Below are 12,550 nucleotides of genomic sequence, written 5' to 3'. Positions count from 1 at the left end.
ACTATAATGATTAGAATAGGAGGGATCAAAACATGTCATACCATATTTTAGTAATCGAAGACGACCAAGATATTCAGGAAGTCATAAAAGAGTTTTTATTGGCTCAGAATTATATTGTCCATGCGGCATCGGATGGGTTGGAAGGCGTACAATTATTTAACCGATTCGATTTTGATTTGGTGATTCTAGATATTATGATGCCGAACTTGGACGGTTATCAAGTATCTCAATTGATCAGAAGTAAATCGAACGTACCGATCATTATGCTGACCGCACTTGATGAAGAGCAGAATCAAGTGAAAGGCTTTGAATTAGGCATTGACGATTATATAACGAAACCTTTCTCTTTTCACATTTTTATCAAAAGAGTCGAGGCGATTCTCCGAAGAAGCCACTCTAAGGAAAATGAAAATATCCTTAAGTTCCACGAACTTGAGCTTGATTGTGATGGGTATAAAGTGTTCATAAATGGAAGCGAAGTGACTCTGACTATCAAAGAATTCGATATCGTTCAGACACTGCTCGAGAACAGGGGCAAGATTGTAACAAGAGAAACCCTGATAGACAAGCTTTGGGGCTACGACTTCTATGGGGATACCCGCATTATCGATACCCACATGAAGAACATTAGAAAAAAAATAAATGTTCCTTATATCAAAACGGTGAAGGGTGTGGGATATAAAATTGATCAATAAACTGCGAAAACGGGCTTTCTGGAAAAGTATAACCTGGAAAATATTTGTCGTGACTACGCTGCTTTTATTTATATCTGCGGCGATTATTTATTCTACCTTGTATTTTTTTCTGCCGATATTTTACGAAAACTATAAAAAGGCGCAAATGGATACCGCTGTAAAGGAATTGATAACAGACGCCCATAGTCTTTCTTTTCAAGATGCTCGTCAACGCCTCGATGAATTTGGACAAAAGACGAATGCTATGCCATTTTTGTTTAATGATCAACAGCAGATCGTGTACCCCAATTTTGTTTCGTCAAGCGGCAGCGCGGTTGTGAGCGGTTCTTCCGTGGATGATATATCCATTTTTATATCGTCGGGCAGTCCCCTAACGGAACATTCTCCGAATCAATACATCATTACCGAACCAATTGCTTTTAAGGATCGTGTATTGACGCTTAGAGTAAATACAACACTGCAGCCGATAAATGAAGCATCACAAGTATTACTTATGTTGATTCCCTATATCGGCCTTTTTATTTTCTTTGTCTCGGTTAGCGGGGCGTTGGTGTACTCGCGAATCGTATCCAAGCCGCTGCTGGCGATTAACCAGGCGGCCAAGAAAATGTCTAATCTGGACTTTGCGGTTAAAATCGAACATAAGTTGACGGATGAAATCGGCGAGCTGTCTGATAGCTTAAATGACATGTCGACAAAATTGCAGAGAACGATGCAGGACTTGAAAACAACGAATATGAAATTAAGAAGCGAAGTGGAGAAGGAAAGGCAAATCGAAACCAAACGTCGGGAGCTATTCGGAGTCATTTCCCATGAACTAAAGTCGCCGATTACAGCTGTGAAAGGGCAGCTTGACGGGATGATTCACGAAATTGGCATTTACAAGGATCGAGATACGTATTTGAGAAGGTCCTATAAGATATTGGAAAACATGGAGCATTTGATCCATGACATCCTACATATATCTAAATTCGAACACCAAATCGTTTCTCCAAAATCGGAGTATATCAACCTGTCTGCATTGATCGGAGCGATTATTAAAGACTTCGATTATTTTACAATGGAGAAAAATATTCGAGTAATCATTGATATTGAAGCCGATCTTTTTATTCATACGGATCCAAAGCTTTTAGAAAAAGCGTTAAAAAATGTGATTCATAATGCGATTGTCTATTCCCATTCGTCAGAGCAAGTGATGATTCAATTAAAAAAGACGGAGAGCGGAATATTAAAGTTTCAAGTTTTAAATACAGGCGCCCATATACCGGAGGATGCTTTCAATCAAATCTTTGAGCCTTTTTACCGTCTGGAAAAATCAAGAAACCGAAATACCGGAGGCAGTGGGTTGGGATTATATATTGTAAAGATGGTACTCGAAGCGCTGTCGATCAATTTTTCAATGAGAAATACGGAGCAAGGCGTTTTATTTAGTGCCGATATTCCCGGGTAAAATACACACAAACTCCAGATTAACTACAAATCAACTCCAGTTAGCCCTGTTAGATTTATAGACAAGAGGAAATTGAAAAACAAAAACAATTTTCCTCAAACCAAAATGGAGGGATTCACCATGAAGAAAAAACTTTTGTTAGGCACATTTGTATTGGCAACTGCACTCGCCCCGCTCAGTGCATATGCGGAAAATGGGGCACAATTCGGAGGAAAGATTGGCAACACTTATAGCACGTCTGTCAAAGTGCAGCCGGGAATAGAATCTGAAAATGAGATTGGATTTGCGGGAAGCGTTCCTCCGAAGGAAATACTTACGCAAATGATTGAACAGGTGAAGAAGAACGTAGACAAAACAGGTTCTCAAACAATTGTTGTAAAATATGTACCACAAATGGGTCAGGAAGAAAAACTGACGGTTTCGCTTGACGACTCGACAGGGAACATCATTACCAAGATTCAAAAGAAATTTAAAGATGCTAGGCCTCTTAGCGCAACCGCAGCTCCCGTAGGCAAGCAGGAGATAAACGGTTCGGCTGCGAGTAGCATCACAAGCGTGTCTGTCAAAGTGCAGCCGGGAACAGAACCTGAAAACGCGATCGGATTTACGGGAAGCGTTCCTCCGAAGGAAATACTTACGCAAATGATCGAACAGGCGAAGAAGAACGTAGACAAAACAGGATCTCAAACAATTGTTGTAAAATATGTACCGCAAACGGGTCAGGAAGAAAAACTGACGGTTTCGCTTGACGACTCGACAGGGAACATCATTGCCAAGATTCAAGATAAATTTAAAGATGCCAAGCCTCTCAGCGCAACCGTAGCTTCTTAGCAAAAATAAATAGTAAAAATTATGGAGAAGGTTATCAATAAAAGTCTCTCGCTTGGGTACGTTGTTTATTGATGATCAAGATCAAGACCATAAAGAAGAGCATAAACAGGCCAAAATCTGAACTCAGGCAGATTTGGTCTGTTTGACATTTGTTCGGTTATTGCTGTCGAACAAGGTACCTCCTTACATACTCAGTGGCTGCCCAACTATAGGGTGCAAGTCCCGAACCCCGAAGACAGAAGAAGAGGTTAGCCAAGAGCAAGGGTATCCGTGGCGACGCGGAATCTGAAGGTAAAACACCGGTCCAAGGAACACGAATCTCATATAAGGCTAGGTATGATTGGATGAGTGTGCATAACGAGGAATGATATCAGAAATCGTAATTGAAAAAGTATATCTTGCATAAGGGGCAACAGATTTACGTAAATCAATTGATGAGCTAGCGGCTATTGTAAAAGAAGAATTTGAGTTAGACACCTTTTCAAACGCGAGCCATGAAGCAATCAAACTTGTTTTGTAAACAAAAATGACCACTCTTAGGACGTGGTCACTTTTCATACTAACTTATCTTTTTTAAATTGAGGGCTGGTTTTATCACTGCTCCTTTTTTCACAACATATAACCCAGCGAAAATAACAAGTCCACCAAACAATTGCATGATATTCACCTGTTCGCCTATCGTTACAGCTGCAAATATAACTGCAAATAGTGGAACAAGATACATATAAACCATTACTTTTGTTGAACCAATTTTACTAATTCCAACATACCACATTGCTAGTCCAAAAATCGTTGCAAATATAATAGAATATCCTAACGATCCCCAACTTAGCGTATCAGACGGCAATGTTAAGGAGTCTACATTTATTAAGCAGTATAAAACAAGCGGGACAATTCCTAATAACGTTGACCAAGCGGTTACTCGCATCGCAGAATATTTTGTAATTAGCGGCTGAGCAAGGATTGGATACCAGCCCCATGCGATTGACGCAACCAATCCAATTATATTTCCAAACCATGCATATTCATATGCAGATTGGTTCGTATGCCCAGTTAATAGTACAAGTGCTGCTCCTCCGAAAGAGAGCATAGATCCGATTTGTATTTTCAGAGAAAAACGTTCTTGTTTATGCAATACAGCTAAAATCCCTGTAAAGATTGGTGACATCGCAATTAGTAATGAGGCGTTCGTCGCAGAAGTATATTTTACTGAAAGCATAAATAGCGTTTGATATAATGTTGTCCCAACAATACCAACCACCAAAAGTCTCAACCAGTCTTTCCTCCCTATACGTAATGAACGTTCCATAATAAAGGTAATAAGTAGCAAAATTGGTGATGCAATTAAAAATCGCATACTATTAAATTGAATGGATGACATATATGCCACTCCATATTTTCCTATCGAATAGTTTGCTCCCCATACTAAAGCAACTGACATTAGGAGCCATTCCATTTGCTTTTGTTTCATCCAAATCTCTCCTTCACATATTTAGTATAGAGAAATTGGCCCCCTGTTACACCAGCCAATTCACTGTTTTTTCACACAGCCAATTTGCTATAATGGTTAGAATGAAGGAACAAGGAGACGTTACAATTGAAATGGAAGTTAGATCTAGATAGTAAAATTCCGATTTATCTACAAGTTCTTGATTATATTGAAAGGCGTATTATGTACGGAGAGCTTCCACCAGGGAGTTTTCTCCCTTCGGAACGCAAGCTAGCAGAACAGCTTCAAGTAAATCGAAGTACAATTACAACAGCCTATAATGAACTACGTGCAATTGGAATTGTTGAGAGTACAACTGGAAAAGGAACAAGGGTGAGTACACAGATGTGGGGTGTATCACCAAAATTCGCACCGAATTGGAGTGGTTTTGTGGAAGGTGGGACATTTTTACCTAACTTACCACTACTTCGTTATATTCGTGAGGAAGTACAGCAAAATGAAAATATCATTGATTTTGCAAATGGTGAACTTGGATGTGATTTATTTCCGCATCAGCAATTACAAGCAATTTTGCATCAACAACCACTAACGCAATCGTTAAGCTATGATCACCCACAAGGATATCTTCCTTTACGAAAAATTGTAGCTAAGTATATGAAGGAGCATTTACAAATTGATGCAACCGAACAATCGATTATGATTACTTCCGGTGCGCAACAAGCACTGCACCTTATTGTGCAATGTTTATTAAATCCAGGTGATGCAGTAGCATTTGAAAGTCCGTCGCATTGTTATTCCTTACCTCTTTTTCAATCAGCTGGCATTCGCATTTTCCCATTACCTGTTGATGAACATGGCATTCATCCAGATGATGTTCATGAACTTTATCGAAAGCACCGGATTAAAATGATTTTCTTAAATCCCAATTATCAAAATCCAACAGGGACACTCCTTCATCCAAAAAGAAGAGAAACACTTCTATCTTTATGTGCCGATTTACGAATTCCGATTGTCGAAGATGACCCTTCTAGTTTATTAACATTAGAAAATAGAGAACAAACATGTTCAACATTAAAATCAATCGATACAAACGGAACAGTCATTTATGTTCATTCTCTGTCTAAACTGATAGCACCAGGCTTGCGAATCGGCTGGCTCGTTGCTCCTCAGTCCGTTATTGAACGATTATCAGATGCAAGGCACCAAATGGAATTAGGCTTAAGTATCTTTCCGCAATGGATTATGCAACAATTCTTTGAAACAGTTCCATTTGAAACACATTTACAACAGCTACGTTCTAAATTATTGCAAAAAAGAAATGTATTGGTAGACGCATTACAATGCTCCCTACAGAAGGAACTCTCATTCCCCGTGCCGACAGGTGGCATTTACATATGGGGAAAATTAACGCAACCTATACAAGAAAAACAACTCACTATTCAAGGTTTAAAACAACAAGTTGCCTTTATGCCTGGCAGTATTTTTGGTGCAAAAGATGGTTATATCCGTCTATCATATGGAAAAGTAGATATAAATGATATTACTGAAGGGATCTCTCGACTTCAAAAAGCAATCAACTCTTGTTATAAGTAAAGGCTTCCAACTATACAATTGGAAGCCTTTTGATTTACCTATTTGATTTGTACCAATCCGGTATATAAGTAAATGTAAAGTAACTCCAAAATATACGATAAAAGTTGATTTTGGAGTTATTTTTTGTTTACCTCACTTTTTTCGGCACACTACAACTGGATGGCATATCCGTTGACCATGGCAAGACTTTATCAATTTCTTCTTTATTTTTCAATCGGTATTGGGGAGTGTTTCAAACAAATAAAGAAGATAGTGATAGGGACTTAAACTAGTAGGTGGGGAATATTTGACGCTTACAATTAAAATGGATTTAATAATTGGAATAGCTATTGTACTTATTGTGTTTTTCTCTTCAAGCATAATTGAAAAAAGGTTAAAATCTATTAAAAAAAAACAATCGTGTAATAGAAATACTGGAAGACATTAGAGATAAAATATAAATTGATATTCCACTAATAGGTGCTTTAGTGCAACAAGGATTTATACAATATACAAAACAAACCTAATAAACGTTCTCAAATGAAAGTTTGGAAACACATCAAAAAGCCACAAATGTTGTTAAATCAACGTTTCGTGGCTTTTCTTGTGAACATTGTTTATACATCTTTTTATACATGTGGCGCAAACGGTTGATGTAGCAGTATTTTTACTTGTTGGTTTGTTCTTCACTTTGCATAAAATCCTGTATATTTCTGTAACGTTATACGCATAAATCTGACGGGCCCCATGTTGCGGAAAATATGATAATTAGAAAAAGTAAATTAGTTTAAACTAGTTTCAATTAACTCATTTTTTTGAATCAAAATTACTAAGAGCCATAGGTAATAAAACGAATCGTACAAACAAGAACAATCTCGTTGTTCCTTTATTGGTTCGTTTAAATCATCTTAGAATCAACGTTAGTTCGTTCTTTCGTTGGAACGTCCGCTCAAAGATTTGGAAGAAGAATTGTATCGAAAACGTATGGTTTCATATGGCGGATTGCTGAAAGAAATACATAAGCAATTGAACTTGGATGACATCGAAGTTGGTGATTTGATACGGGTGGATGATGAGGATTCGGATGTTGAAGAAAAAGAGTATTCGATTGTTATCCAGTGGAACTGGAAGGCGCAAAATTATTTCATTTGTTAGGAGGAGCAATTAATATAATAAAAGAGGAACGAAAACATCCAAGTGAAATGGTCAATAAAGAATTGCTGGAAGCTTACAGTCACTATAACCGTATCTATCAGCGGTCGCCAGAAGAACAAGACTATATTGCTTTGTTGCGAAGAGAACTGTTAGACCGAATGGAAAAAGAGTAAAGGAGTAGCGAATGCTACTCCTTTACTCTTTTTAGAATTACATATTTTTATTAAGATTTTTTTTTTCCAATAGAGTTAATTTCATAATTCTAATCCCTTTAGCATCAGGGGTTCTGAAACAATAAAAAACGGGCACCTCCCCAAATTCGGTATAATGATAGCGACGAAACTAACATACTGAATGAGGTGAATGCCCTATGACTATTGTAAAGCAAATGAGCCTATTTGACATCCAAGAATTATTGGAAATGGAAAGTTCCCGTCGTTTTGATGCGATTTTTGCCACTTTCGACGTACAACCTATTTTTCAGTTATTTTTAAAAAGGACATTGCGTGGTGCCCCACGTGAACTAAACTATGGTGCGATGATCCAATCACTGATTATTCGCATTGTCGAGCGTATTCCAACGATTAAGGATTTAATCAAACGTTTGGTCAATGACCCTTTATTCCGCTTAGATTGTGGTTTTCTTGTTTCAGATGTTGTGCCTTCTGAAGCGTCTTATTCGCGTATGATCGACGTCATTAGTCAATCAGATGTCCTCGATTGCATGCAAGATACATTGATTGAAACAGCCTTTATAGAAGGGTTTCTTTGTGATGAGCACCTCGCGATTGATGCCACGCATTTCGAATCACGCGATGCAGCGAAACCTTCTGAGAAAAAAGAACCTACACCACTTAAAAAACGAGGACGGAAATCAAAAAAAGAACGCGATGCTTGGCTGACGAAACAAGTAGAAATCAAAGCCAATCAGTCAACTTATGAAAAAGAAATCAAGGACCAACTCGACACACCGCTGGAGACACTGTGGCAAGATGCGCCCATCGAACCGAATTGGGGCATCAAAAAGAACAGTGACGGCAAAAATACGTTTTGGTTTGGCTTTAAAGGTCATCTCGCCGTGACAACAAAAGGGCAATATATCGTTGGACGCCTTATGACATCTGCCAATTTGTCAGATAGTAAAGCCGCGATTCCTCTTTTAAAGAAAGTAGAAAACCAATTTCCTGAACATTTCACGACCGCTATATTCGATGCAGGGTATGATTATGAACCAATTTACCGTCAACTACATAAGTATCAAATGCGTGCAGTCATTCCCTATAATGTCCGCAATGAAGGCGAATATCTTGGATTTGATGAGAATTTCAGACCGACTTGTGTACGTGAACATAGCTACCGTTACGACAGCTTCGATGAAAAGTACCGTACACTAAAATTCACAAGACCAAAGCAATGTGCAACCTGTCCGTTACGTGATGATTCCCTCTGTCAGAAAGGTTTCAAAATCAAATGTGACACGGATTTACGAAAATTCACTTATCCAGCACGAGGCTCCGAACTATGGAAGCAACTTTATAAGGAACGTACAGCCGTTGAACGTGTAAATGCATACCTAAAGCAATATTTTCAGTTAAACAATGTCCGTCACAGAACAGGAAGAAAAGCTAAACTACATTTCAACCTGGTGACGTTTATTTATAATGCCTGCAAGTTAGCGGTGGATCGTCTGAATGCTTTTTCACAAGTACAAATTCAAGCAGCATAATTTTTAAAAACGCAAGTTTTCTTAATAGGAGTAGTCTAGGCTTTTGAAAAATATGATTTATGAAATTGATTCAATAATGAAACAATTAATAATAAAACGATAATAAAAACAAAGGGAATAGAATAAGGGATATTTGAAATAAAATTAGGGATATCAATTATTTTTAAAAAGGTTAGAAGCGAAAAAAAAGCCATTATGCCTAAAACTCCTGATAACATTAGTCTTATTTTTTTAAGCATAATTTATCATTCCTTTCGTTAGTAGTTTCCGTTTGCTTACCTACGCATTCTGAACATTCTTTTGTTCATTGCTATCAATCTTTTTCATGTTCCTCTTTTTTTTACTTTTCCCCGGGTATGTTAATAACATATCATTAGTTATGAATATTAAGAAATCAAGTTTTGTTGATAATTGAACAAAAATTAGGGAAAGTCAGTAAATTATCTATTACTTCCGAGAAATTTGTTTTAATTTTGCTTGTTTTTATAGTGTAATAAGTTACTATCTTTCACTTAATCAATATTTTGTGTTCATATCTACATGAAATAGTTCCTAATTTAAATCGTGTTTTCCGCCTTCTTTGCTTTTTATCAATTTTTGTAATAAATAGAACAAAAATTGATAAGTTCAAAAGAATACTTATCGACAAAATTTTGGGTGACAAAATCGGCGATCTGTTTCTAAACGTAGCCGAAGAAACTATATTAAAAGTAAAAGTGAATTTATGCGATTAATTAAACAAAATGGTGTTTCTTTAAATGGTGAAAAAATTACAGTAGATGACACTGACCAAATTTTAATGAATGGGGAGGTTTTACAAATAGGGAAGAAACGATTTGTAAGATTTTTAAAATAAGGGGTAAGAGGAGTGGTCAACTTTCCGTTGCAACCACTCCATTTTTTATGGAGATCTGAATTCGTTATTATCACTAGTAAACCTTATAAATCTCTCCTAAATATACCATTGACGATAATAATTAATATTGATATTATCTTTCGGTAATGATTATCATTATCAATTATAAAAGGTAAATCCATTGAAAAAATCATGACAATTTTGCACTAAATACGATCTTAATAGTATCAGTTGCTAAACACCACGAAGGAATGGATGGAGATGTAATGATAATTCATAGGACTGAAAATGGAATGGAGATTAAGGCTGTTTATATACCCTTAAAGGAAAAGAGGGAAGATGACTGAGATCGTCACGTTGAAAATTTGGAAGAGTTCCACGAACCAATAAATTAAGTCTGATAGGTCTATAAAAAATAGTAAGTTAGAATATTAATAATAGGGGATAATTTAAGCTTATGACATTATTATCAAAACGATTTGGAGAACAAGTCTTTCAATTACTAGTTACTTTAATGCGTCTTCTTTTTGGGGTTGGGTGGCTTTTTGCTGGTATAACGAAAATTACGGAGAAAAATTGGTTTAGTGAACCTGGAGTATTTATAAAAAACTATTTAATAATGGCACTTGATAAACCAAATGTGCCAGAATTTTATAAGTACTTCATTGCACATTTCGCATTAAAACATATTATGTTTTTTAATTACATGATTCCAATTGCTCAGATTATAATTGGTATTGTTTTAATAATGGGATTAATGATTATTCCTTCCGTTATCATTTGTCTTCTTATGCATATTAATTTTATTCTTTCCGGAAATATGAATTTAATTAGTTTAACTCTTTATACTAGTGCATTTTGTATATTGCTATTTTTAAATCGTAGCTATGTTTTAAGCTTAGACCGTTACCTTGGTATTGAAAAACGATTTAAAATAAAGAAACAAAAGATTGGAAAAACCATTAATTCAATAGCGTAGATAGATCCTTTTTTACGAAGTGTTTGTAATCAAACTATATTTTAAAAAGTGGATCTCTAATACATCCATAGAAAAAGCTGATTCAATGAATCAGCTTTTTTACTATAGAACTCAATATAATTAACTTATCCTTAAATAGTGAATTTTTTCATTTCTCCTCGTAAAGCATCAGCAATAGCATTCAGGTCCTTAGCTTTTTCAGAAACAGTCTCGATGCTGTTAATTTGTTCATTTGCGGAAGCAGAAACTTGTTCTGTCCCTGCAGAGGTTTCGACTGCAGAAGCAGATATGTTTTGAATCACACCAATGATTTGCTCTTTGCGCTCATTCATCTCATAAGATAAATGTTTCACCTCTTGTGCTACTTCACTTGTTTGATCTAGAGCTGCCTTTATTGTATTAAAGATCTCACTCGTATCCTCTGTAGCTTTAGCGTTTTGTTCAACAATGCTAAGGCTCGTACTAATTTCCTGTACAGCACTTTTAGAAATATCCTGAATTGCGGTGATTTTGTTTTTAATAACTTCAGTTGCTTTAGATGTCTGTTCTGATAATTTTCGAATTTCATCAGCAACAACTGCGAAACCTTTTCCTGCTTCGCCTACACGAGCTGACTCAATGGAAGCATTTAGAGCTAATAAATTCGTTTGATTTGCGATATCTGTAATGGTATTGACAATACTTGATATATCAGAAGATGTTTTATCTACTTCTTGAACGATGCTACTTACCTGTTGTGAAGACACGCGATTCTTCTCTGACCAAATAGAGAGTTGGTTGACGGTTTCCACACCTTGATTACTTAAATGATCAATATCCTCTGTCATGGAAGCAATCTTCTCTGTACGCTCCATAACGCTGTCAATATTTACAGAAAGCTGATTTAATTGTTCAGCACTTTTTTCTGTATCATGAGCCTGTTCTTCGGTAGCTTTTGCTATTTCATTAATGGCTAAGCTAATTTCATCAGTTGTACGTACTGAATCTTCAGAAATTTGCAATAAAATATTAGAAGAATCTGATAACTCGGAACTGGTTTTATGTATATTGACGGTAACATCCTTTAATGCCGACCGCATGCCAGAGATTCCTTTTGCCATAAGCCCAATTTCATCTTGATGATTTAATAACTTCTCTAATTCTAGGTTTTCTGTAAAGTCTAAACTTGCTGTTTGATGAATGGCTTTTTCAAGATTTTTAATGGCAGCCACAATGCGACCAATAATCCACCACATTAAAGCACCAATAATTAAAAAGCTTACTACACCAGTAATAATCTGATAGCTTAGTACAGAGTTTGTAATGGATTGAATGCCGCTTTCAGGCACCCCAATGTCGAGCACGCCATAAAGCTTGCCATCTTTATATATAGGCTCCATGATGTCATATGTCCATATACCTTGAACTTCAGCATACCATCTTGTAAATTGGTTTTTCCCGTTTTTAGCTCCATCAATCGTGTATTCGTCTTCATACACTTTTCCTAATTTATTTGTATCACTATGTGCCACCGCTTGAACGTTTGTATCAATGACAACAGCATAAGTTACATTATCTTGTTTTGCCTTTGATTCCACAAAATCTTGTAAAGATGGAATGGGGTCACTTTCTGAATTTAAGATAGTCTCCGCTTGTTTTGCCATTTCAAAGACCTGTTCGTTGGCTTTTTCAATTAAAACTTCTTTGCTGTTTTTTCCAACAAACCATACTCCAAATAAAGAATTGACCACAGATGACAATAACAGCAAACCTAATGTAAATAACAATAATCGACGCTTAATACTTTTGCTTTTCAAATAGTTTCCCCCTTTTAAATAATTTATATGTAAATTCAGT

At 36.4% G+C, this 12,550-nt stretch carries 9 protein-coding genes and 1 pseudogene; 8 read left to right on the top strand and 2 right to left on the bottom strand.

Going from position 1 to position 12,550, the window contains the following annotated elements:
- Positions 1–32: 32 nt before the first annotated feature.
- The 3 genes from AB9L17_RS23950 to AB9L17_RS23940 all read left to right on the top strand — a co-directional run bounded on the left by AB9L17_RS23950 (position 33) and on the right by AB9L17_RS23940 (position 2,976).
- Complete coding sequence (locus tag AB9L17_RS23950; protein ID WP_223555928.1) at positions 33–695, top strand: response regulator transcription factor; 663 nt, start codon at positions 33–35, stop codon at positions 693–695.
- Positions 688–2,145 (top strand): sensor histidine kinase, encoded by a 1,458-nt coding sequence (locus AB9L17_RS23945; RefSeq protein WP_223555956.1) that lies wholly within the window; start codon positions 688–690, stop codon positions 2,143–2,145. The genes AB9L17_RS23950 and AB9L17_RS23945 overlap by 8 nt, the downstream gene beginning before the upstream one ends.
- Before the next feature lie 120 nt (positions 2,146–2,265).
- Positions 2,266–2,976, top strand: coding sequence for a hypothetical protein (locus tag AB9L17_RS23940; protein ID WP_375199888.1), 711 nt, complete (start codon positions 2,266–2,268; stop codon positions 2,974–2,976).
- Positions 2,977–3,535: 559 nt separating this feature from the next.
- Here AB9L17_RS23940 and AB9L17_RS23935 read toward each other — a convergent pair.
- A complete protein-coding gene (locus tag AB9L17_RS23935; protein ID WP_375199887.1) occupies positions 3,536–4,447 on the bottom strand; it encodes a DMT family transporter in 912 nt (303 codons plus the stop codon).
- 126 nt (positions 4,448–4,573) lie between these two features.
- Here AB9L17_RS23935 and AB9L17_RS23930 point away from each other — a divergent pair, with 126 nt between their 5' ends.
- From AB9L17_RS23930 to AB9L17_RS23910, 5 genes and pseudogenes are all read left to right on the top strand, one after another.
- Positions 4,574–6,019: a PLP-dependent aminotransferase family protein gene (locus AB9L17_RS23930; protein ID WP_068985078.1), complete on the top strand. Its 1,446-nt coding sequence runs from the start codon at positions 4,574–4,576 to the stop codon at positions 6,017–6,019.
- A 927-nt stretch (positions 6,020–6,946) separates the two neighbouring features.
- Positions 6,947–7,153, top strand: a pseudogene (locus AB9L17_RS23925) (protein rep); the annotation flags it as partial.
- Entirely contained in the window at positions 7,117–7,326 is a 210-nt protein-coding gene (locus tag AB9L17_RS23920) for a hypothetical protein (RefSeq protein WP_375200834.1), read from the top strand. The pseudogene AB9L17_RS23925 and the gene AB9L17_RS23920, both read left to right, overlap by 37 nt.
- Positions 7,327–7,523: 197 nt before the next feature.
- The gene (locus AB9L17_RS23915; RefSeq protein WP_375199215.1) at positions 7,524–8,879 is read left to right on the top strand and encodes a transposase; all 1,356 of its coding nucleotides are present in this window, start codon (positions 7,524–7,526) and stop codon (positions 8,877–8,879) included.
- Positions 8,880–10,192: 1,313 nt separating this feature from the next.
- Complete coding sequence (locus tag AB9L17_RS23910; protein ID WP_068985075.1) at positions 10,193–10,714, top strand: DoxX family membrane protein; 522 nt, start codon at positions 10,193–10,195, stop codon at positions 10,712–10,714.
- Between the two features lie 131 nt (positions 10,715–10,845).
- Here the strand turns inward: AB9L17_RS23910 and AB9L17_RS23905 are convergent, their stop codons facing one another.
- Positions 10,846–12,510, bottom strand: a complete 1,665-nt coding sequence (locus AB9L17_RS23905) for a methyl-accepting chemotaxis protein (protein WP_375199886.1) — start codon at positions 12,508–12,510, stop codon at positions 10,846–10,848.
- Between the last annotated feature and the right edge of the window lie 40 nt (positions 12,511–12,550).

Origin of the sequence: Lysinibacillus sp. RS11 (assembly GCF_042019215.1) — a bacterium.
GTDB classification, from domain to species: Bacteria; Bacillota; Bacilli; order Bacillales_A; family Planococcaceae; genus Lysinibacillus; species Lysinibacillus xylanilyticus_A.
Note: the sequence above shows the minus strand (reverse complement) of the source record. Positions and strands in the feature narration are given on the sequence as shown.

What these genes read in the sequence shown, in the direction of transcription:
- AB9L17_RS23935 (WP_375199887.1), bottom strand. Translation starts at nt 4,447, where the DNA reads ATGAAACAAAAGCAAATGGAATGGCTCCTAATGTCAGTTGCTTTAGTA.
- AB9L17_RS23940 (WP_375199888.1), top strand. Translation starts at nt 2,266, where the DNA reads ATGAAGAAAAAACTTTTGTTAGGCACATTTGTATTGGCAACTGCACTC.
- AB9L17_RS23915 (WP_375199215.1), top strand. Translation starts at nt 7,524, where the DNA reads ATGACTATTGTAAAGCAAATGAGCCTATTTGACATCCAAGAATTATTG.
- AB9L17_RS23910 (WP_068985075.1), top strand. Translation starts at nt 10,193, where the DNA reads ATGACATTATTATCAAAACGATTTGGAGAACAAGTCTTTCAATTACTA.
- AB9L17_RS23950 (WP_223555928.1), top strand. Translation starts at nt 33, where the DNA reads ATGTCATACCATATTTTAGTAATCGAAGACGACCAAGATATTCAGGAA.